This is a genomic window from Enterobacter cloacae complex sp. IR5458, assembly GCF_049238025.1.
Lineage (GTDB): Bacteria > Pseudomonadota > Gammaproteobacteria > Enterobacterales > Enterobacteriaceae > Enterobacter > Enterobacter kobei.
In genome coordinates this window covers 207,230-229,156 of the sequence record NZ_JBMKIF010000004.1, presented here as the reverse complement: position 1 = coordinate 229,156, position 21,927 = coordinate 207,230, and the positions used below count along the sequence as shown (strand labels likewise).

Here is a 21,927-nt window from a genome sequence, read left to right as displayed (position 1 = left end):
GCGTGTATTAAGGGGGATAAGGGTGATATAGGAAAATCAGGTGAATTTGCGGAAAGAGGATGCGGGTGCATCCTCTGTGCAAAGCGAGTGGGCGCTTGTTCAGAAGGGATTAACGCAGGTAATCGCCCGCAGCTTCTGGCTGGTAGAGCAGCTCCAGCACTTCCAGATGAGTGGAGGCCCCGCCCGGTAAATCCCAGTGGATGGTATCTCCTGTGCGCAGTCCCAGCAGTGCGGCGCCGACAGGGGCAAGAACCGAAAGCTGCGCGCTGCTGTCAGTCATCTGAGCCGGATAAACCAGCGTACGGGTCAGCTCTTCACCGGTGGTCAGGTTGCGGAATTTTACCCGGCTGTTCATGGTGACCACGTCATGCGGCATTGACTCAGGTGTGCACATCTGCGCGCGGTCAAGTTCCTCATTCAGGGCATCGGCCACCGGAAGTGAGGCGAATTCGGCTTTTTCCAGCAATCGGTCGATACGTTCTGCGTCGAGTTCATTGATGATAATGGTGGGTCTGGACATTTTTTACTCCATGTCGTTAATGCTGCGTCTAACGCAGAAACCAATCCAAAAGAAAACCCTCGCCGTCTGGCAGCGAGGGTTTAACTTACCCGATGATACTGGCTGAACGCTCAAGTTTGAAGTGATGAAGGTCACATTCATGTCCCATATGAATTTTCGCTGAAATTTATTCAGTCTTAATTCCAGGCGGATTGCGTTACGCTGAGTATCCTGAACCCGGGTGTTGCGCGAAGCATTATGCGTGTCTGCCCCATCAACGAGAGAGCACTATGTATTTCTATCAACCGTCTCAGGGGCACGGCCTGCCGCATGACCCGCTGAACGCCATTATTGGTCCCCGTCCGATTGGCTGGATCTCCTCTTGCGATCGGGCCGGTCAGTTGAATCTCGCGCCGTATAGCTTCTTTAACTGTTTTAACTATCGCCCGCCGATCATCGGCTTTTCCAGCAACGGCTGGAAAGACAGCGTGCGAAATATTCACGAGACAAAGGAGTTTGTCTGGAATCTGGCGACGCGCGATCTCGCACATGCCATGAATCAAACCTCGGCTACGCTTCCTCACGATCGGGATGAATTTACCTTTGCAGGATTAACCCCCGCCGCAAGCCAACTGGTGAGTGCTCCCCGAGTGGCGGAAAGCCCGGTCAATTTTGAGTGCCGCCTTTCTCAGTGTATTCAGCTTACCGGAGCCGATGGCACCCCGGTTGATACCTGGCTGGTGCTGGGTGAAGTGGTGGGGATCCATATAGCGGAAACGCTACTGGAAGAGGGGATATACCAGACGGCGAAAGCGCAGCCCATCCTGCGAGCGGGTGGGCCGACGGCGTACTATGGGATCAGTGATGAACACCGGTTCGATATGGTGCGCCCGGTGGTGGGTCAATAACCGGCTTTATCAATGACAAATTGTTTTCCGCAGTTACCAGGATGTGGCTGCGGGGCAAAGGACGTTGCGGAAAGCGGTTGGTTAATGGTGTCTGCTTTCAGCGAAATCTGCATCTCAGTGAGATACGCCGGGTTGCCATTGCAGGTCAGCTTAAAGGCTTTGATGTTTTCTTTGCCCCAGCTTTTGGCAATGGCGTTGTCAAAATCACGACGACTGACGGCTTTACCGTAGTTAGCCGCGAGGAATTGACCGACGGCACTGTTTTTCATTTCCTGATTCATTCTCACCATGGTGCCGAAATAGGCATCGGGATCAAAACCAAAACAGACGCCATGCTTGGCGTATTCGTACCGTTCCAGGCAGGAGTTTCCGCCCGCGCCCGGCATCACCTCGTTAAGTTTTGCCGCACCGGAAAGCGACAGCCCGGTTTCGGCAGCAGCACATTTGCGGCTGGCCTTTGCTTCCGGCATATTCGGGATGGGACGCGTGGCACAACCAAATCGCATCCATCGACGTTCATCCACGCCTCGTGCCGCTATCGATTTCGGCAGACCAGGCCATAACCCGTGGACGGTCAGAAAATCGGCTTTATTTTCGCTCTCTTTTTGCAGACGACATTCATCCGGTTCATTGCGGTTACGCTCAACCATGCTTTGACAAAACCCGGTTTGCCAGGACAGCGCCAGTACATAGCGATCGAAATCGCCATATTGCGTAGCGTTGAGCGGTTCTGCCTGTGCGGAGAAGACACTGAGTGCAAGCGCAACTGCGCCAGACGAGATAACGATATCCTTCCTGAACATGTGATTTCCTGATTGGTTGTGCTCGATTAATTTTTGGGAGTTATTAAAGCACAAAAAGCGCCAGCAGGCGCTTTTTGGAAATCAGGAATTTTACTTAGGCAGCGCCGGGAACCAGCACTTCGGTAGCAATAATGACGATGATCAGGCCAACCAGCACCGGGACTGACGTGCGTTTGACGACCTCAAACGGAGAGATTTTTGCCATACCGGCAACCGCAACGACCACGCCTGAAACAGGAGAGATAGTGCGACCCAGGTTTGAGGCCTGAAGCATCGGAATAGACAGGTAAGCCGGGTTGATGCCAGAGGAGTGAGCCAGCTTAGGGATCATCTCAACGAAGGCGTAAAACGGCGCGTTACCAGAACCGGTGGTCATCGCCGCCAGCATGGTCAGAACGACCAGCACCAGCATCAGGATAATACTGGCTGAGCCGAACGACGTGGCGATGGAGATCAGGCTCTGGATAAAGCCAATAGTGCTCAGACCCTGGGCAAACACGCCTGCCGCAACCAACAGCATCACCACGCCCGCGAAGGCATCCGCCATTCCACGATACGCTACTTCCAGGCCGGAGAAGACTTTTTGCGTGTTGAAACCGCGCACGAATTCCAGCACGGCAGCCAGCAGCATACAGATGACCAGAATAGTAATAATGTGCAGCTGTGGACCCCATTTGCCGTCAAAAATCAGCACGCCGATAATCGGTGTGAACGGCAAAATGGCGTAGAACGCTGGAGCGGTGGTGGTGATTTCGCTTACATCCATCATCTCATGGCTGATGTTCTCTTTTTTATCGAGATAGCGCTGCCAGAAGAAATGCGCGACCCCCATTCCCACAATGGCGACAATCGAGATCGGCAGCGTGGTCTTAAAGGCGAAGTCGATCAGCGACATCTCGGCTGCTTTGGCGGCCAGCACAACGTCGCCAGAGGTTGGGGAAAGAATAATGGCGGCCGGTGATGCGCAAATGGCTGCCGCTGCACCGCGGCTGATGCCCACGTTCACCATCACCGGGAACAGCGTGGCCATTAACAGTACGCCAAGACCGGTGGCCGATGAAACGGCCAGCGACATCAGACAGGCGAGGAAATAGGCGGCAACCATTAACAGATACGGAGAGTTAATATACTGCAGGGGTTTCGAGGCAAGCTTAACCACCATGTCATTAGCGCCGATATGGGTCATGTAGGCGGCAAAACCGCACAGCATCATGATCATCATACCGAGATCGCCGCCACGGCTCATGAGCAGTATTTTAATATATTCAACAATATCCGTGGCAGTATAACCCGTGCTGGCTGCGCTGGCAGGTAATACCTGATGCCCCATTAATGCGCTGACAATCAGGAGAGTTAAGCCGCCAACAAATAAAACGCCCGTGGCTGAGTACCCTTTAATGATGTAGCGGGCTACACCGACAATGACGACGACCCCAATAAGGAGTTCGATAAACGTAAGCATGATTTCCCCTGTATCCTGTGCCCTGAGGTAGAAAAAAATTAATAAAATAAGAAGGATGAAAATGTGCCGAATTAATGGCCTGCCCTTGCTGATTAAAATCAATAAATAGACGACTAAAGAACAGTATCACAGCGTTTTTGCCATGGCCCAGGCATTTATGTCATCAGGAAGTTGACCGCCAGAAACAGCGTAACATGTCTTTTTAATGATAACAAAATGTTAAAATTATGTGTTTTCCGGCCTGTTAATCGGGATGGATGAAAATGTTATAGACATACATATTGTAGGTTTATTTGGGCCAGCCTGAACGCTGCCTTAAGAATATTCCCGAAAAGAGGCCTGATATTTAGGAGTAGTGCTGATGCCGTTAAGACGTGGTTCAACTATTGTGTGGTAAACTTTGCTTCGAATATTAAGAATGGTAATTGCATTGTGAGCTTACGTAATACTTTTTTCTCTCTTTTATTGTTTATTTTTGGTCAGTTAACGTTTTCATCTGTTGCACAGGCAGAAGACAACGCGACGAATAAAGGCTGGTTCTCAACTTTTACGGATAATGTTTCGCAGACCTGGTCAGCACCTGAACATTATGATCTCTATGTACCGGCAATAACGTGGCATGCGCGCTTTGCTTATGACAAAGAGAAAACAGATAAATACAACGAGCGCCCGTGGGGGGCTGGTTTTGGTCAGTCACGCTGGGATGAGAAAGGAAACTGGCACGGCATCTATCTGATGGCCTTTAAAGACTCGTTTAATAAATGGGAACCGATTGGGGGTTACGGCTGGGAGAAAACGTGGCGCCCGCTGGCGGACGAGAATTTCCACGTCGGGTTAGGCTATACCGCAGGGGTGACGGCGCGTGATAACTGGAACTACATTCCGATCCCCGTGCTGCTGCCTTTGGCCTCGATTGGCTATGGCCCGGCAACGTTCCAGATGACCTACATCCCCGGGACGTACAACAACGGTAACGTTTACTTCGCCTGGATGCGTTTTCAGTTTTGACTGAAAAAAGGTTACCAGCTGGTGAAAAAACGCGCAGGCATTGATTCCTAAGCGATAAAAATCTGCCAGTGAAAATTAACGCGACTTTAGTCACTTTTTGTCAAAGATCCGCTGGACAAAAGGTCCCACAATTGTTGTACTGGTAACCGACACAGCATTTGTGTCGTTTTTTAATGTAAAGGTAATTTTGATGTCTAAGATTAAAGGTAACGTTAAGTGGTTTAATGAGTCCAAAGGATTCGGTTTCATTACTCCTGAAGATGGCAGCAAAGATGTGTTCGTACACTTCTCTGCAATCCAGTCTAATGGTTTCAAAACTCTGGCTGAAGGTCAGCGCGTAGAGTTCGAAATCACTAACGGTGCCAAAGGCCCTTCTGCTGCTAACGTAATCGCTCTGTAATTCAGACGCGTCAGCAAGAATTTCAAAACCCGCTCATTGAGCGGGTTTTTTTCGTTATGAATCAGCCAAGCAGGTACATTTTCAGGAAGCTGGCAACGATCAGTACGCTCAACAACACCATTCCTGCGCTCATCAGATTCTGTTTCATTCTGTCACCCTCGTTCAGTATGGCCTCCAGAGTGACAGAGAAAAATTAAGCCAACATTAACGCCCCGACGGTTAATGCGTGCTTACTGAGGAAAATAGCCAAAATGCGATCCCCGTCATCGCGAAGGATCCAAGCATGTTGATCGCGATATTCACCAGCGCCCAGCCGATACGGCCTTCCTGAAAGAGAAAAACCGTTTCCGCAGAAAAGGTTGAGAAAGTCGTTAAACCGCCACAGAACCCGGTGGTAATCAGGACCTTCCACATGGGATCGATGTGCGTCATCCGGTTAAACCAGGCCAGCCCCATACCAATGATAAAAGCACCAATCAGGTTGGCAGCCAGTGTCCCCATGGGAATCGCCTGGTGCAGGGGGTTAAACCGCATACTCAGGAACCATCTCGCAACGCTCCCTGTGCCTCCACCAATAAAAACAGCCAAAAGGAGTTGTAACACGCTAAATACCTGCTATTTGATGTGTAAGAGTAGCGAGTTTAACGCTGTTTATGATGAGGGGACAAATATGTATGTGGCGGTAGGGCAGTTTGCAGTCACGCCTGACTGGCAGGTTAATGCACTACAATGCGTGAACCTGATGACACAGGCCCGGCAGAAGGGCGCGTCGCTGTTGGTTCTCCCGGAAGCGCTGCTGGCAAGGGATGATAATGACCCGGATCTGTCCGTGAAGTCCGCGCAGCCGCTTGATGGCGACTTTTTACAGCCGTTGCTCACCGAGAGCGTGGGTAACGCGATGACGACCATCTTAACAGTGCACGTTCCTTCAGCGCCGGGGCGCGCCGTAAATACGCTGGTGGCTATCCGTGATGGCGTGATTATCGCGCGCTATGCCAAGCTTCATCTTTATGATGCGTTCAGCATTCAGGAGTCACGGCGTGTTGACCCTGGAGACCGCGTTGCGCCGTTAATTGATATTGACGGGTTTAAGGTTGGGTTAATGACCTGCTACGACCTCCGTTTTCCTGAGCTGGCATTGCATCTGGCCCTGCAAGGGGCAGACGTACTGGTATTGCCTGCTGCATGGGTTAAGGGACCGCTGAAAGAGCAGCATTGGGCAACGCTGCTTGCGGCGCGCGCGCTGGACACGACCTGCTATGTCGTTGCTTCCGGGGAGTGTGGCAATAAAAATATCGGGCAGAGCAGGGTGGTTGATCCACTGGGAGTCACGGTTGCCGCAGCAGCGGAAGCGCCGGTGCTGCTGATGACGGAGATATTTTTAGAAAGAATTGCGCTTGCGCGTCAGCAATTACCTGTTCTTCGTAACCGACGCTTTGCGCCACCGCAATTAATGTGATGTTTTTTTCAACAATGCTTGATTCACCTTGTTACAGATTGCTATTGTGTGCACGCGCCAAATGACCGTTAATACAGTCAGGTTTTGGCGCTGAATGCAGCCTGTTTTATGTAAAGAAGGTATCTATGGGTGAGATTAGTATTACCAAACTGCTGGTGGTTGCCGCACTGGTCGTCCTGCTGTTTGGTACCAAGAAGTTACGCACGCTGGGTGGTGACCTGGGGGCTGCCATCAAAGGCTTTAAGAAAGCGATGAACGACGATGATGCAGCCGCGAAGAAAAGCGCTGAGGACATCCCGGCAGAGAAGCTTTCTCACAAAGAGTAATAGCAATGCCTGAGGGCTTGCGAAAAAAAACCGGCTCATCAGGCCGGTTTTTTTGCATTACTGTAAATGGATATTACAGCACTATTTGACTTCTTCGCCTTTTGCCTGCATGTCAGCATGGTAAGAAGAGCGAACAAACGGACCGCATGCTGCGTGGGTAAAGCCCATCGCCAGCGCTTCGGCTTTCATCTCATCAAACTCATCCGGGCTGACGTAGCGCTGTACCGGCAGATGGTGACGGCTTGGCTGCAGATACTGGCCCAGCGTCAGCATGGTCACACCGTGGCGGCGCAGATCGCGCATCACTTCGATAATTTCGTCATTAGTTTCACCCAGACCGACCATCAGACCTGACTTGGTAGGGATATGCGGATGGGCTTCTTTAAAGCGCTCCAGCAGCTTCAGAGACCAGTTGTAATCCGCACCCGGTCGTACCTGACGATAAAGACGCGGCACGTTCTCCAGGTTGTGGTTAAACACATCTGGCGGCGTCGCGGTCAGGATGTCCAGCGCACGGTCCATACGGCCGCGGAAGTCAGGAACCAGCGTCTCGATTTTAATGTTCGGGCTTTTCTCGCGAATAGCAGTAATGCAGTCAGCGAAGTGCTGAGCTCCACCATCGCGCAGATCGTCACGGTCAACGGATGTGATGACCACATAACGCAGCGCCATGTCAGCGATGGTTTGCGCCAGTTTTTGCGGCTCGTTAGCATCGGGCGCGACCGGGCGGCCATGAGCAACGTCACAGAATGGGCAGCGGCGGGTACAGATGGCACCCAGAATCATAAACGTCGCGGTGCCGTGATTGAAACATTCAGCAAGGTTAGGGCAAGACGCTTCTTCACAGACGGAGTGAAGGCCATTCTTGCGCATCGCCGCTTTGATCCCCTGGATACGCGAAGAGTCAGCCGGAAGTTTGATTTTCATCCATTCCGGTTTTCTTAACAGCGCCTCGCGCTCGGTAGCCACGTTTTTAACCGGGATAAGGGCCATTTTATCGGCATCGCGGTATTTAACACCGCGTTCCATCACAATGGGTTTACTCATAGCGTGCGTGTTCCAGTTGCGAATATCGAAGGAAAGCGTTTCAATTCAAGGGAATGTTGTATTTATCAACTATTTTTGAACGAACGACAGGCAGTATATCATTGAAACGGCCATGAAAGCAGCCTGCCACGTCGCCAATTTGTAAAATAGTTGTTGTTTTGTGCCTTTCGCCCTGCTTGTGGCAGGGGCTTGTGCTGATACTCGCTGTCAGAAGGCCTGACGGATAATGCGGATGACGTTTTCCAGTACCGGATCGCGCAAACTGAGTTTGTTGTAATGCAGTGAAATCTCGATAGATTCCGCATTGAGCTGGCTGAGCGGAATACTCTCCAGCGACCAGCATTTCCGCAGCAGGTGATACAGGCGTGAAGGCATGATGCACAGCATATCGCTGCTGCCAATCAGGGAGGCGGTGGTAAACATATTGTAACTGCTGAAACTGATCTGACGTTCCGGGAAAATTTCATCAATGCGCTGGCGTAGACTATGGTTGGACTGCCCTTCGGTCATGAAAGACGAGTGGTCGTAATTGCGCAGGTTCTCAATGGTTAACGGCTCGCTGAGCGCGGGATGCTGCTGGCGGCAAACCAAAACCAGATTATCGGCATAAAGCACGTTTTGCCCCAGCGCTCTGGCGCTGAAGCTGCCGCTCTCAATAACCAGATCCGTCTGGAACTGGGCAAGCTGAACGTCAGGTTCGTTGAGTGGCACATTGCGCAGCAGAAGCTGGGGAGCATGCTCTTTCACGGCCTGGTAGATGGCGGGCATGACCAGCACGCCCACTGAAGGAGAGCAGCCGATGGTGATCGTTCTTTGTTTGTCATAGCTCCCGGTTAAATCCAGCGCACCCAGAATCGACTCCAGCCCCTGGCTGATGTATTCGTGGAGGTGGGTCGCATAGGCCGTCGGCGTGACGCCCTGGCCTTTACGGATAAATAACGGGTCAGGAAATATAGCGCGTAGCTTTTGAATCGACTGACTTATTGCCGATGGCGTGAGATTAAGAATTTTCGCAGCGTTAACGATACCCTTATGGACATATACTGCCTCAAAAATAGTCAGTAAATTGAGATCAATATTACGTAAAGTCCGAAAAATTTGTGGCTTGTCTTCGCCACCGGGTTCATTCAGTCGTTTGGCTGGTAAATTAGTAGACTCCACGCTTTCACTCCGTATACATTCACAACATGAATGATAGTTGAATTTATTTATTATGCTTGTAGAGATTCGTAAAGTGTTGGTTTTGTTTCACTTGTTTATCAAAAACAAACAGTTGTGTGATTATCACTCACGTTACTTAGCCTGTGTATGCCGTGCTGTCCCGAGGCTAAATAATATGTAACGGCAATATTCGGGCGCTTCGAAAATATAGAATCTGCGGATTATTGTAAAGCGTAAAAGCGGTAAATAAATAGTTGCCCGTCAAATTAACGGGCTCCCCTGTATGATATATTAAGCAGGGATATATTCATGCGGTGGATTGTTAAGTAGCGCTAACACATTCTTCAGAAGAACAGGGCGTATATTATCTGGCGTGGCGGTATCTACCCACTGGCGCATCTGCGTCATTTCCATACCGGCGTAGCCGCAGGGATTTATGCGCTGGAAAGGCGTCAGATCCATATTAATATTCAACGCCAGACCATGGAAGGAACAGCCTTTACGAATACGTAGCCCCAGCGAGCAGATCTTCATTTCGCCAACATAGACGCCTGGTGCATCAGCCCGCGGATGCGCGTCAATACCATATTCCGCCAGCGTGTTGACGACGGTTTGTTCCAGCAACGTCACCAGCTCACGCACGCCAAGCTTTCTGCGCTTCAGATTAAGCAGGACGTACATCACCTGCTGGCCCGGGCCGTGATAAGTCACTTGTCCACCCCGATCGCTCTGGATCACCGGGATATCGCCCGTCATTAATAAATGTTCCGCTTTACCGGCCTGACCCTGGGTAAATACCGGCAGGTGTTCAACCAGCCAAATTTCATCAGGGGTCGTGTCATCGCGTGAATCGGTGAAGTCATGCATAGCCTGGGAGACAGGCTCATAAGGTTGCAGCCCGAGATGACGGACCAGAATTTTATCCTGATACAAAACAGCGTCTCCGAAGACGAGGAACCAATGATGAGGGGGAGTATATCACAGCGGGGGAGAGGGGTTACCCGGTAAGCCGGGTAACCGCAAAGGGACTACAGCACCATACGCACAATTTCGATATTGCCGAGTTCTTCGTAGAGCGTCTCAACCTGTTCGATATGGGTCGCGGTGATAGTAATAGAAACCGAGTGGTAGTTGCCCTTGCTGCTTGGTTTTACTGACGGAGAGTAATCACCGGGCGCATGGCGCTGTACCACTTCAACCACCTGATCAACCAGCTCAGGTTTCGCCAGACCCATTACTTTGTAGGTAAATGGGGTAGGGAATTCAAGCAGTTCGTTAAGTTTGGTTTTCATGTCAGCTCCGGCGTAACGTCAAAAAGAATAACTCCCACGTCAGGTGGGAGTTATCAGGATACTTAGTATATGGGGATCAAAATCACACTTTCAAGTGTTCGATTTTTAGCCAAACCAGTGATGGAACATCAATTTAATGTAATCAATGATTTTGCCGAAGAAATTGCCTTCAGGAATTTCCTGCAGAACAACCAGCGGACGCTGATCGATAGTCTTGCCATCCAGCTGGAAGTTGATGGTACCCACGACCTGATTTTTCTGCAGCGGGGCATGCAGTTCGGTGCTGTTCAGGACGTAGCTGGCCTTCAGATCTTTCATACGACCGCGAGGAATGGTCAGGTACAGATCTTTATCAACGCCGAGGGAAGCACGGTCGTTGTCGCCGAACCACACTGGCTCAGACGCGAACTCTTTGCCTGCTTTCAGCGGATTCACGGTTTCGAAGAAACGGAAGCCCCAGGTCAGCAGTTTCTTGCTTTCGGTTTCACGACCTTTAAAGGTACGACCGCCCATCACGGCAGAGATCAGACGCATCTGGCCTTCAGTGGCAGAGGCCACCAGGTTGTAACCGGCTTTATCGGTATGACCTGTTTTGATACCGTCAACGTTCAGGCTGTTATCCCACAGCAGGCCGTTACGGTTGGTCTGGCGAATACCGTTGAAGGTAAACTCTTTCTCTTTATAGATGGAGTATTCGTTCGGTACGTCGCGGATCAGGGCTTGACCAATCAGTGCCATATCACGTGCGGAGCTGTACTGACCGTCTGCATCCAGGCCGTGTACGGTCTGGAAATGGCTGTTTTTCAGACCCAGCGCGGTGACGTAGCTGTTCATCAGACCGACGAAGGCATCCTGGCTACCGGCGGCGAAATCAGCCATTGCTACGCAGGCATCGTTACCTGACTGCAGGTTAATACCCCGGATTAACTGGGAAACTGGAACCTGCATACCGGGCTTCAGGAACATCAGAGAAGAACCTTTGAACACAGGGTTCCCGGTTGCCCACGCATCGTTACCAATGGTGACCAGATCCGTTTCTTTGAATTTACCGGCTTTCATGGCCTGGCCGATAACATAGCTGGTCATCATTTTGGTCAGGCTGGCCGGGTCACGGCGGGCATCGGCGTTCTGTTCTGCCAGAACTTTGCCAGAGTTGTAATCGATCAGGATGTAGGATTCCGCGTCGATTTGCGGAACGCCAGGGATCATGGTCTTGATATTCAGGTCATCAGCATGAGCAGCAGAGAGTGCTGCTGCGCAAAGGGCCGTGGTCAGCGCCATGCGCTGCACAAAACGAGCAGAAAAAGTGGTCTTCATGGTCAGAACTACGACATCCGTGATGGAATTAAAAAAAGTGCCTTACTATAGCAAATGATATTCAGGCAGGCATCCGACTTTAAGCATGAGTTTGTGAATGCGTTTTACACAAACTGACATTTCGGATACCGCCGATTAATTATTTTGCAACAGTGACGAAGGACTGCAGTTGTGCTTCGCTCTGCAAACGCTGTTGCAGAGACGCTGCCTGCGATTTACTGGCAAAAGGCCCCATCTGAATACGCCAGACCGCGCCGTTCTGCTCAACGCGTCCAGGTACGCCAAACTGCTGGCTTAGACGCTGTTGATACTGCTGGGCTCGGGCCTGATCGCTCACTGCCCCCACCTGAACGACAAAGCCGCCGCTGGCTGCTGCTGGCGCAGCGGCTGCCGCGCTTTGCGTGGTCGCTGGCGCTGTTACCGGCGCTGGCTGCGTCACCGGAGCCGCAACCGGGGCTGGCGTCGGCTCACTGCCTTCCAGCACGCCCGTCGCTAAGGTCGTCGGTGCGCCTAAAAAGCCGCTACTTTTTACCGGTGCGCCAGTGGAATCATCGCTTTGCAGCGTATCATTGCTGATTGGACGTATTTCTCCCGCCGGCTGAGAAGGCTCTGCCGGAGAAGAGACGCTGCCCATTCCGCCGTCAAGATTTGGGCGGTCTGGCAGAGCATAGGTCTGCTTCGCCACCGTCGTACAGGCGGTACCCGGCCCGGACAGCGAGCCATCCTGCGCCACGATAATCGGGTCAATGCGAACTTTGGTGTTGTTCGACGTGTTCAGGCGATCGGCAGACGCGCGGGACAGAGAAATCACCCGGTCATTACCATATGGACCACGGTCATTAATACGCACGACGATCATGCGACCATTAGCCAGGTTGGTGATACGCGCGTAGCTTGGAATCGGCAGCGTTGGGTGCGCGGCAGTGAGCTGCATGGGGTCAAATGTTTCACCGGATGCCGTGAGGTTACTGCCCGGTTCTGCATCATAAATGGCAGCAAAGCCCGCCTGGCTGAAGCGGGAAGGGTCCTGCACGATTTTGTAGCTTTTGCCGTCGCGCTCGTAATCCTGATTCGCGCTGGCATTCAGCGGTTCATAAACGGGATCGGCCCCACTGATTTCAACGATCGGACCATTACACACCGCAGGCTGCGGCGGCGCGACGGTTGCCTGTTGCTGACCATCATCACTTGTGCAGGCCGCAAGTAAACTTGCCGCGATGCAGATCCCCAGCCACTGCTTACGCATTCCGATCCCCTTATTTTTAAACGCTTTTTGACAACATTTTTCTGTGGGTATGGATCGACATCACGATCCCAAACCCGGCCATCAACACGATCAGTGCCGAGCCTCCGTAACTGACCAGCGGCAGCGGTACGCCTACTACCGGCAGAATACCACTCACCATACCAATATTTACGAAGACATAAACGAATAAAATCAGCATCAATCCGCCTGCCATGACGCGGCCGAAGGTGGTTTGCGCCCGGGCGGCAATCCACAATCCTCGCATGATCAGCAGCACGTAGAGCGCGAGCAAAATCAGGATACCAACCAGCCCCAGCTCTTCAGCCAGTACCGCAAAGATAAAGTCGGTGTGACGTTCCGGTAAAAATTCCAGCTGCGACTGGGTACCGTGCAGCCAGCCTTTACCGCGCAGGCCGCCGGAGCCAATCGCAATCTTGGACTGAATAATATGATAGCCCGCACCGAGCGGGTCAGTTTCCGGGTCGAGAAGCATCATAACGCGCTGGCGCTGGTAATCATGCATCAGGAAGAACCAGAGGATAGGGATAAACGCCGCAATCAGCACCACAGCGATACCAATCAGACGCCAGCTTAAGCCCGACAGGAAAAGGACAAACAGACCGGAGAGCGCGATAAGGATCGAGGTGCCGAGGTCAGGCTGCGCAGCAACCAGCAGCGTCGGCAGGAAGATCAGCACCAGCGCGATCGCGGTGTTTTTCAGCGACGGCGGACAGACATCACGGTTGATAAAGCGCGCCACCATCAGGGGGACGGCAATTTTGGCAATCTCCGAGGGCTGGAAACGAACAACGCCCAGATCCAGCCAGCGCTGAGCCCCTTTTGAGATGGCGCCGAACGCGTCTACTGCCACCAGCAAAATAATACAGAAGATATAGAGATAGGGCGCCCAGCCTTCATAGACGCGCGGTGGGATCTGCGCCATCACCACCATGATGACCAGACCCATCGCGATCTGGCCGATTTTGCGTTCCATCATACCGATGTCCTGGCCACTGGCGCTCCAGATAACCAGGGCGCTGTAAACCAGCAGAGCCAGCAGGATCAGCAGCATGGCTGGGTCGATGTGGATTTTATCCCACAACGATTTTTTGTTTGGATTATCCGTCATGATTATTGGTCCTCCGCCGCAGCGGCGGCCGGGTTTTCAGCCGGCAGTTCGGTGTTGTTATCACCCAGCATAATGTGGTCGAGGATTTGGCGCATGATGGTCCCTACCGCCGGGCCAGCGCCGCCGTTTTCCAGAATCATCGCCACCGCCACCTGCGGGTTATCGTAAGGGGCAAATGCCGTCATGAGCTTATGGTCACGCAGACGTTCAGCAATGCGGTGTGCGTTATAGGTTTCGTTGGCTTTCAGGCCAAATACCTGCGCCGTACCGGATTTTGCAGCCACTTTATACGGCGTTCCGGCGAAATATTTGTGCGCGTTACCGTTCGGACGGTTTGCTACGCCGTACATACCGTCTTTCGCGATTTCCCAGAAGCCGGGATGAATGTCACCCACGGGCGCTTCATGGGGCTGTACCCACGGCACCTTTTTGCCGTCTTCAACGGTGCTTTGCAGCAGATGCGGGACTTTGACCACGCCATCGTTAATGAGGATCATCATCGCTTTGTTCATCTGAATCGGCGTTGCGGTCCAGTAGCCCTGGCCGATACCCACCGGAATGGTATCACCCTGATACCACGGCTTCTTAAAGCGCTTCAGCTTCCACTCGCGCGTCGGCATGTTGCCGGATCGCTCCTCTGAAAGGTCGACGCCGGTGTAGTGCCCGTAGCCGAACTTGCTCATCCATTCTGACAGGCGGTCAATCCCCATGTCATAGGCGACCTGATAGAAGAAGGTATCCGCTGACTCTTCCAGAGATTTGGTCACGTTCAGATGGCCGTGGCCCCATTTTTTCCAGTCGCGATAGCGTTTTTCAGACCCGGGTAGCTGCCACCAGCCCGGGTCAAACAGGCTGGTATTACGGTTGATGACACCCGCACTCAGCGCCGAGACCGCCACATACGGTTTTACCGTAGATGCCGGCGGGTAAACGCCTTGCGTGGCGCGGTTGACCAGCGGCGTATTGGGATCATTCAGCAGGCCGGAATAGTCTTTACTGGAGATGCCGTCAACAAAGAGATTCGGGTCATAGCTAGGCATGGACACCATAGCCAGAATTCCCCCGGTACGCGGATCGGTGACCACGACGGCGGCGCGACTGCCCGCCAGCAGGGTTTCAATATACTGCTGCAGTTTGAGGTCGAGCGTCAGATAGACGTCATGCCCCGCCTGAGGCGGAACTTCTTTCAGCTGTCGAATGACGCGGCCACGGTTGTTAACCTCAACCTCTTCATAGCCGGTCTGCCCATGCAGGACATCTTCGTAGTAGCGTTCGATCCCGAGCTTGCCGATATCGTGCGTCGCGGCATAGTTCGCCAGCTTGCCGTCTTTATCAAGGCGGTCAACGTCTTTGTCGTTAATCTTGGAAACGTAGCCAATAACGTGCGTCAGCGCGGAGCCGTAAGGATAGTAGCGACGTTTGTAACCCTTCACTTCCACGCCGGGGAAGCGGTACTGGTTCACCGCAAAACGGGCCACCTGAACTTCCGTCAGATTGGTTTTCACCGGAATGGAAGTAAAGCGGTGGGAACGGGCGCGCTCTTTTTTGAAGGCTGCGATATCGTCATCGTTGAGATCGACAACGCTTCTTAGCGCCTCAAGCGTGTCCTGAACATTATCGACCTTTTCCGGCATCATCTCGATTTGATAGATGGTGCGGTTTAGCGCCAGAGGGGTGCCGTTACGGTCGTAGATAATGCCGCGGCTGGGCGCGATAGGCACCAGCTTGATGCGGTTTTCGTTTGAACGCGTCTGGTAATCGGTAAAGCGGACGATTTGCAGATTATAAAGGTTGGCGATCAGCACGCCGGTAAGCAGCAAAATCCCCGTAAAGGCGACCAGTGCCCTGCGCACAAACAGCGCGGACTCAGCCGTATAGTCGCGAAAAGAATTCTGTAGTTTCATCCGCTGCTTAATCTACCCTGGTCAGTCATTACTCGCGGTGATAGGGGTGGTTGGTAGTAATGCTCCACGCGCGATACAGACTTTCTGCCACCAGGACCCGAACGAGCGGGTGGGGCAGCGTCAGCGCGGAGAGAGACCAACTTTGTTCTGCTGCCGCTTTGCAGGCAGGGGACAACCCTTCAGGTCCGCCAATCAGCAGACTAACGTCACGGCCATCCTGCTTCCAGCGCTCCAGTTCGTGCGCCAGCTGCGGCGTATCCCAGGGTTTACCCGGAATATCGAGGGTGACGATGCGGTTCTTGCCAGCGGCAGCCAGCATCAGTTCGCCCTCTTTATCGAGAATACGTTTAATATCCGCGTTCTTACCGCGTTTCCCGGCAGGGATCTCCACCAGTTCGAACGGCATATCTTTTGGAAAACGACGCAGATATTCAGTAAAACCGGTTTGTACCCAGTCCGGCATTTTGGTGCCGACGGCGACCAGCTGCAACTTCACGCATTAACCCCAGAGTTTTTCCAGCTCATACAGGCGACGGCTCTCTTCCTGCATGACATGGACAATCACATCGCCGAGGTCAACCACCACCCAGTCAGCGGTCGCTTCACCTTCAACGCCAAGCGGTAACAGTCCTGCTGCACGCGATTCCTGAACCACATGGTCGGCAATCGAAACAACATGACGCGTAGACGTCCCGGTGCAGATAATCATGCAGTCGGTGATACTGGATTTACCCTTAACGTCGATAGCGATGATGTCCTGACCTTTCAGGTCATCAATTTTGTCGATAACAAAATCCTGGAGTGCTTTACCCTGCAAGTTTTCCCCCTGGGTGAATAAGATGGTGCAACTATGAATTTGTAGCCAGACAGTATACCTGAACTGGCGCCCTTGTCGGGACAAATGTCACCGGCCGGGATTTTGAAGGCGGGTATCATCCCACCCTCCGCCAGAGATTGCATCGCCATTTTTGTAAAACAATTTCTGTAAAGCAATGACTGGCGGGAAAGTCTGGCAGCGGAGGATAACAGTATGGCTTAACCTGTCAAGGCAGGAGAATCAATAAGCCGCTTTTTATGACGCCTGACTAAACATCTGCGCTTTTCTGATACAACCCGTGCGTATGAATATACGCCAGCACCGGGGCAGGCAGCAGATCGTCACACGTTAAACCGTGTTGTAAACGCTCACGAATAAGGGTGGCGGAGATATCGAACCACGGGGTTTCCGCCAGATAAATCTTCCCGGCGGGCTGGTTGTGAAGATCCTCTACGTTATCGGTAAGATGGTCTTCAAGCCATTGCTGATACTGCTCTTCACGCATGGTCAGCGGATAGCCTGGGCGGCGGCAAACGAGCAGGTGGCTGTTCTCCAGAATGGTTTCATACTTGTGCCATGTAGGAAAGTTGAGCAGAGAATCCTGACCAATGATAAACGCCAGCGGCTGGTCAGGCCCTTGCTCGGCTCGCCACTCCTGCAGCGTTTGCGATGTCCACGAGGGGGTGTCGCGACGCAATTCCCGTTCATCAAGCCTGAAAAGCGGTTTATCCGCAATGGCAAGCGTTAGCATCTCTTTTCGCTGCTCGCTGGTTGCCTCAGGCTGAGGGCGGTGCGGCGGAACGTTATTGGGCATAATGGTGACGCGCTGCAGGCCGATCAAATTCGCCAGAATTTCCACCGGCTTAAGATGCCCGTAGTGTACCGGGTCAAAGGTGCCGCCATACAGGGCCTGTAAAGAGTGCATACTATCCATCAATAAATACGTCAGCCAGCGCCTTGTGGCAGAGCAGCAGGGAAAGGCTTTCCAGCTCCGCCCAGACCGACTGGCCGTAATCTTGTTTTAAGGTGAGCTCAGTGCGCATCAGAAGCTGGACAGCCTGACGAAGCTGTTCATGGCTCAGGCGGTTGACGGCCTCGGTGGTCATTGCGCGGCGATTTTGCCATACCCGGTGCTTATCAAACAGCGCGCGCAGCGGCGTATGGGCAGACTGTCGCTTGAGCGTAATCAGCAGCAACAGTTCACGCTGCAGCGTACGCAGCAGAATAACGGGCTCGCTGCCTTCCAGGCGCAGCTGCTGAAGGATATGCAGGGCGCGTTTACTTTTCGCGGCCAGCAATGCATCCACCCAGTGGAACGGCGTGAAGTGCGCGGCGTCATTAACGGCCTGCTCGACGCGGGGGAGTGTCAGTTTGCCATCCGGCCAGAGCAGGGAGAGTCTGTCCAGCGCCTGTGCCAGCGCCAGGAGGTTACCCTCATAGCAGTAGCAGAGCAGTTGATTTGCCGCATCATCCAGCTGAAGGTTGTTCTGCTTTGCTCTTGCGGCCACCCATTTTGGCAGATGCGCCTGCTCAGGTGTCTGACAGGTAACCAGCACCGCGTGGGTCGCCAGTTGAGTGAACCACGCGGCATTTTCCTGCGCTTTGGTGAGCTTATTGCCGCGGACAATTAACAGCAGATCGCTGTGTAGCAGGCTCACCAGAGTGGCAAGCTGCTCATTGATGGCCGCGTTAGGGCCGTTTTCCGGCAGCAGGATCTGAATTGTCTGACGCGACGCGAAAAGGCTCATCGCCTGACAGAGTGAGAAGAGGGCGTCCCAGTCGGTATTGTTATCCACCTGGACGGTATGGTGTTCATCAAAGCCCTGAGCACCTGCAGTATGTCGCACGGCATCCAGGCTTTCCTGCAGCAGTAAGGGATCGTTTCCAAGCAGCAGATACGCCGCGCGCAGTCCTTCATTGAGCTGCGCGCGGAGTTGTTCAGGATACAGCCTGATCATCAGTTACCCATAGAGGTAGAAACCGGGGGCGTACTGGCATCCGGTTTTTCAATAATGTCAGAGCCTTCTTTTGTCGACGCGGCAATACCTGGCAGTTTACGGATCAGCTGTTCCGCTGCCTTGTCGTACATTTCGTTGATGATAATCTGCTGTTCGGCATCTTTCGCCAGCGCCGTTTGCGGGTTATCAAAGAACGAACGGTACACTTTTGTGCTGATCGGATAGATGTCTTTACCCGGGATCAGCACGGCTGCGTTAACAGTCATTACCATCTGATACTCTGCGGTACGGCCATCCTGGAAGATAGACGCTGTATCTTTGCTCAGGGTCGTCCCCAGAACGCGGAGAGACGGCACATCCTGGCGCAGCGTGTCTTTCTCAATGAGTTCGACACCGTTCAGGCGCAGCTGGTTACGAACTGCCCGGCTGAATGGGCCATTCGGATCTGATGAGTCGAAAATCATCGTTTTCATCTCAGCAGGCACTGCCGTGGTATTGCGCAGGTGCCAGCCACAGCCAGCGGTGACAAGCACCGCCAGTGATAAGAGTATTGTTGCCAGTTGTCGCACGTTTCCTCCCGCGCTTAGCCAACGACCAGATTGAGCAGTTTACCGGGTACGTAGATCACTTTACGTACGGTAACGCCCTCAAGATATTTCGCGACCAGAGGTTCCTGGCCTGCACGCTCGCGAACCTGTTCTTCGGTTGCGTCGACCGCCACGGTAATTTTACCGCGCACTTTGCCGTTGACCTGGACTACCACCAGCGTGGTGTTTTCCACCATTGCTGCTTCGTCCGCAACCGGCCACGGCGCGTTGTCGATATCGCCTTCGCCTTTCAGTTCCTGCCACAGAGTAAAGCTGACGTGTGGCGTGAACGGGTTCAGCATGCGAACGACGGCCAGCAGCGCTTCACGCATTAAGGCACGATCCTGCTCGCCATCCTGCGGGGCTTTCGCCAGCTTGTTCATCAGTTCCATAATAGCCGCAATTGCGGTATTGAAGGTCTGACGACGACCAATATCATCGGTGACTTTTGCAATTGTTTTATGAACATCACGACGCAGCGCCTGCTGATCTTCCGTCAGGGCAGCAGCGTTCAGCGCCGGAGCATCACCCTGTGCGGTATGTTCGTAAACCAGTTTCCAGACGCGTTTCAGGAAGCGGTTCGCGCCTTCAACACCGGATTCCTGCCACTCCAGCGTCATGTCAGCCGGAGAGGCAAACATCATGAACAGACGCACGGTATCTGCACCGTAACGCTCAACCATCACCTGCGGGTCGATACCGTTGTTTTTCGACTTGGACATCTTGCTCATGCCGGTATAAACCAGCTCATGACCTTCAGCGTCTGTCGCCTTCACGATACGGCCTTTCTCGTCGCGCTCTACGATCGCGTCCACCGGAGACACCCAGTTACGCTCGCCGTTCGCGCCAACGTAGTAGAAGGCATCAGCCAGCACCATGCCCTGACACAGCAGCTGTTTGGCTGGTTCGTCAGAATTCACCATGCCAGCATCGCGCATCAGCTTGTGGAAGAAGCGGAAGTAGAGCAGGTGCATGATGGCGTGTTCGATGCCACCGATGTAGATGTCTACCGGCAGCCAGTAGTTGGCCGCGTCAGAATCCAGCATGCCTTCCTGATACTGCGGACAGGTGTAGCGTGCGTAATACCAGGAAGACTCCATAAAGGTGTCAAAGGTGTCGGTTTCACGCAGCGCAGGCTGGCCGTTAACGGTGGTTTTCGCCCACTCAGGATCGGCTTTGATCGGGCTGGTGATGCCGTCCATGACCACATCTTCCGGCAGGATCACCGGCAGTTGATCTTCTGGCGTCGGCATCACGGTGCCGTCTTCAAGGGTCACCATTGGAATTGGCGCGCCCCAGTAGCGCTGACGGGAAACGCCCCAGTCGCGCAGACGGAAGTTGACTTTACGCTCACCTACGCCCAGCGAGGCCAGCTTGTCAGCGATGGCATTGAAGCCCTCTTCGAAGCTCAGTCCGCTAAATTCGCCGGAGTTGAACAGGGTGCCTTTTTCGGTCAATGCCTGCTCAGACAGGTCGGGTTCAGAACCGTCTGCGGCCAGGATCACCGGCTTAATGGTCAGGCCATATTTGGTGGCAAACTCGTAGTCGCGCTGATCGTGTCCCGGAACGGCCATCACCGCACCGGTGCCGTATTCCATCAGCACAAAGTTCGCCGCCCAGACAGGAATAGCTTCACCCGTCAGCGGGTGAATCGCTTTAAAGCCGGTATCAACGCCTTTTTTCTCCATCGTCGCCATGTCGGCTTCAGCCACTTTGGTGTTGCGGCATTCGTCGATGAAAGTTGCCAGTTCCGGATTGTTCTCTGCCGCTTTCTGCGCCAGCGGGTGACCTGCGGCCACGGCCAGATAGGTCGCCCCCATAAAGGTGTCCGGACGGGTGGTGTAGACGGTCAGCGTTTGGTCGTAGTTCTCAACGTTGAAGGTAATTTCCACACCTTCAGAACGGCCGATCCAGTTGCGCTGCATGGTCTTAACGGTGTCAGGCCAGTGATCCAGTTTATCCAGATCGTTCAGCAGCTCGTCAGCGTAAGCGGTGATTTTGATAAACCACTGCGGGATCTCTTTACGCTCAACTTTGGTGTCACAGCGCCAGCAGCAACCGTCGATAACCTGCTCGTTTGCCAGAACGGTCTGGTCATTCGGGCACCAGTTAACCGCAGACGTCTTCTTGTATACCAGGCCTTTTTTGTACAGCTCAGTGAAGAATTTCTGCTCCCAGCGGTAATATTCCGGGGTGCAGGTCGCCAGCTCGCGGCTCCAGTCATAGCCGAAGCCCAGCATTTTGAGCTGGTTTTTCATGTACGCGATGTTGTCGTACGTCCATGGTGCCGGTGCCGTATTGTTTTTTACTGCTGCACCTTCTGCCGGCAGGCCGAACGCATCCCAGCCGATAGGCTGCAGCACGTTTTTGCCCAGCATACGCTGGTAACGGGCGATCACATCACCAATGGTGTAGTTACGCACGTGGCCCATGTGTAGTCGACCAGAAGGATAGGGAAGCATCGACAGGCAGTAATACTTCTCTTTGCTCTCGTCTTCGGTTACTTCAAAGGTGCGCTTCTCGTCCCAGTGTTGCTGGACTTTTGATTCTATCTCTTCCGGGCGGTATTGCTCTTGCATGGCAGCCAGTGGTCCTGTTTTTAAT

Annotated in this window: 23 protein-coding genes; 5 read left to right on the top strand and 18 right to left on the bottom strand. The window is 53.1% G+C overall.

The window, feature by feature from the left end; all coding sequences use genetic code 11:
* Positions 1-109: 109 nt before the first annotated feature.
* Entirely contained in the window at positions 110-520 is a 411-nt protein-coding gene (gene rnk, locus ACOTYN_RS05195; protein ID WP_014882981.1) for a nucleoside diphosphate kinase regulator, read from the bottom strand.
* A gap of 269 nt (positions 521-789) precedes the next feature.
* On the opposite strand from rnk, the gene ACOTYN_RS05190 reads away from it, so the two are divergent.
* Complete coding sequence (locus ACOTYN_RS05190) at positions 790-1,407, top strand: flavin reductase family protein (RefSeq protein ID WP_023336911.1); 618 nt, start codon at positions 790-792, stop codon at positions 1,405-1,407.
* On the opposite strand, the gene rna is transcribed toward ACOTYN_RS05190, so the two are convergent.
* Positions 1,401-2,210, bottom strand: coding sequence for a ribonuclease I (gene rna / locus ACOTYN_RS05185; RefSeq protein WP_032637201.1), 810 nt, complete (start codon positions 2,208-2,210; stop codon positions 1,401-1,403). The two genes, ACOTYN_RS05190 and rna, sit on opposite strands and share 7 nt — an antisense overlap.
* Positions 2,211-2,304: 94 nt before the next feature.
* Positions 2,305-3,672, bottom strand: coding sequence for an anaerobic C4-dicarboxylate transporter DcuC (dcuC, locus tag ACOTYN_RS05180; RefSeq protein ID WP_014882984.1), 1,368 nt, complete (start codon positions 3,670-3,672; stop codon positions 2,305-2,307).
* A gap of 432 nt (positions 3,673-4,104) precedes the next feature.
* On the opposite strand from dcuC, the gene pagP reads away from it, so the two are divergent.
* The gene (gene pagP, locus ACOTYN_RS05175) at positions 4,105-4,680 is read left to right on the top strand and encodes a lipid IV(A) palmitoyltransferase PagP (RefSeq protein WP_014882985.1); all 576 of its coding nucleotides are present in this window, start codon (positions 4,105-4,107) and stop codon (positions 4,678-4,680) included.
* 190 nt (positions 4,681-4,870) lie between these two features.
* Positions 4,871-5,080: a transcription antiterminator/RNA stability regulator CspE gene (gene cspE, locus ACOTYN_RS05170; protein ID WP_002439184.1), complete on the top strand. Its 210-nt coding sequence runs from the start codon at positions 4,871-4,873 to the stop codon at positions 5,078-5,080.
* Between the two features lie 219 nt (positions 5,081-5,299).
* Here cspE and crcB read toward each other — a convergent pair whose 3' ends face one another.
* Complete coding sequence (crcB, locus tag ACOTYN_RS05165) at positions 5,300-5,683, bottom strand: fluoride efflux transporter CrcB (protein WP_014882986.1); 384 nt, start codon at positions 5,681-5,683, stop codon at positions 5,300-5,302.
* 67 nt (positions 5,684-5,750) lie between these two features.
* On the opposite strand from crcB, the gene ACOTYN_RS05160 reads away from it, so the two are divergent.
* Positions 5,751-6,539 carry a deaminated glutathione amidase gene (locus ACOTYN_RS05160; protein ID WP_014882987.1) on the top strand — a complete coding sequence of 263 codons (789 nt, stop codon included), beginning with the start codon at positions 5,751-5,753 and terminating at the stop codon, positions 6,537-6,539.
* 125 nt (positions 6,540-6,664) lie between these two features.
* On the top strand, positions 6,665-6,865 hold the full coding sequence (gene tatE / locus ACOTYN_RS05155; protein ID WP_014882988.1) for a twin-arginine translocase subunit TatE: 201 nt from the start codon (positions 6,665-6,667) through the stop codon (positions 6,863-6,865).
* 81 nt (positions 6,866-6,946) lie between these two features.
* Here the strand turns inward: tatE and lipA are convergent, their stop codons facing one another.
* From lipA to leuS, 14 genes are all read right to left on the bottom strand, one after another.
* On the bottom strand, positions 6,947-7,912 hold the full coding sequence (gene lipA, locus ACOTYN_RS05150; protein ID WP_008501032.1) for a lipoyl synthase: 966 nt from the start codon (positions 7,910-7,912) through the stop codon (positions 6,947-6,949).
* 207 nt (positions 7,913-8,119) lie between these two features.
* Positions 8,120-9,073, bottom strand: a complete 954-nt coding sequence (locus ACOTYN_RS05145; RefSeq protein ID WP_071922481.1) for a YbeF family transcriptional regulator — start codon at positions 9,071-9,073, stop codon at positions 8,120-8,122.
* 291 nt (positions 9,074-9,364) lie between these two features.
* Entirely contained in the window at positions 9,365-10,006 is a 642-nt protein-coding gene (gene lipB / locus ACOTYN_RS05140) for a lipoyl(octanoyl) transferase LipB (RefSeq protein WP_014882990.1), read from the bottom strand.
* A 95-nt stretch (positions 10,007-10,101) separates the two neighbouring features.
* Positions 10,102-10,365, bottom strand: coding sequence for a DUF493 family protein YbeD (gene ybeD, locus ACOTYN_RS05135; protein ID WP_003858718.1), 264 nt, complete (start codon positions 10,363-10,365; stop codon positions 10,102-10,104).
* Positions 10,366-10,470: 105 nt separating this feature from the next.
* Complete coding sequence (gene dacA, locus ACOTYN_RS05130; RefSeq protein ID WP_014882991.1) at positions 10,471-11,682, bottom strand: D-alanyl-D-alanine carboxypeptidase DacA; 1,212 nt, start codon at positions 11,680-11,682, stop codon at positions 10,471-10,473.
* A gap of 139 nt (positions 11,683-11,821) precedes the next feature.
* Positions 11,822-12,928 carry an endolytic peptidoglycan transglycosylase RlpA gene (gene rlpA / locus ACOTYN_RS05125; RefSeq protein ID WP_045134266.1) on the bottom strand — a complete coding sequence of 369 codons (1,107 nt, stop codon included), beginning with the start codon at positions 12,926-12,928 and terminating at the stop codon, positions 11,822-11,824.
* A 16-nt stretch (positions 12,929-12,944) separates the two neighbouring features.
* On the bottom strand, positions 12,945-14,057 hold the full coding sequence (gene mrdB / locus ACOTYN_RS05120; RefSeq protein ID WP_014882993.1) for a peptidoglycan glycosyltransferase MrdB: 1,113 nt from the start codon (positions 14,055-14,057) through the stop codon (positions 12,945-12,947).
* A 2-nt stretch (positions 14,058-14,059) separates the two neighbouring features.
* Complete coding sequence (mrdA, locus tag ACOTYN_RS05115) at positions 14,060-15,961, bottom strand: peptidoglycan DD-transpeptidase MrdA (RefSeq protein WP_332956551.1); 1,902 nt, start codon at positions 15,959-15,961, stop codon at positions 14,060-14,062.
* Between the two features lie 28 nt (positions 15,962-15,989).
* Positions 15,990-16,457 carry a 23S rRNA (pseudouridine(1915)-N(3))-methyltransferase RlmH gene (gene rlmH, locus ACOTYN_RS05110; protein ID WP_003858701.1) on the bottom strand — a complete coding sequence of 156 codons (468 nt, stop codon included), beginning with the start codon at positions 16,455-16,457 and terminating at the stop codon, positions 15,990-15,992.
* Between the two features lie 3 nt (positions 16,458-16,460).
* On the bottom strand, positions 16,461-16,778 hold the full coding sequence (gene rsfS, locus ACOTYN_RS05105) for a ribosome silencing factor (protein WP_003858696.1): 318 nt from the start codon (positions 16,776-16,778) through the stop codon (positions 16,461-16,463).
* 268 nt (positions 16,779-17,046) lie between these two features.
* Entirely contained in the window at positions 17,047-17,712 is a 666-nt protein-coding gene (nadD, locus tag ACOTYN_RS05100; protein ID WP_041163044.1) for a nicotinate-nucleotide adenylyltransferase, read from the bottom strand.
* Positions 17,705-18,736, bottom strand: a complete 1,032-nt coding sequence (holA, locus tag ACOTYN_RS05095) for a DNA polymerase III subunit delta (protein WP_332956553.1) — start codon at positions 18,734-18,736, stop codon at positions 17,705-17,707. The genes nadD and holA overlap by 8 nt, the downstream gene beginning before the upstream one ends.
* Positions 18,736-19,305 carry an LPS assembly lipoprotein LptE gene (lptE, locus tag ACOTYN_RS05090; RefSeq protein ID WP_014882997.1) on the bottom strand — a complete coding sequence of 190 codons (570 nt, stop codon included), beginning with the start codon at positions 19,303-19,305 and terminating at the stop codon, positions 18,736-18,738. The genes holA and lptE overlap by 1 nt, the downstream gene beginning before the upstream one ends.
* Before the next feature lie 14 nt (positions 19,306-19,319).
* Complete coding sequence (gene leuS, locus ACOTYN_RS05085; protein WP_023338167.1) at positions 19,320-21,902, bottom strand: leucine--tRNA ligase; 2,583 nt, start codon at positions 21,900-21,902, stop codon at positions 19,320-19,322.
* Positions 21,903-21,927: the final 25 nt, after the last annotated feature.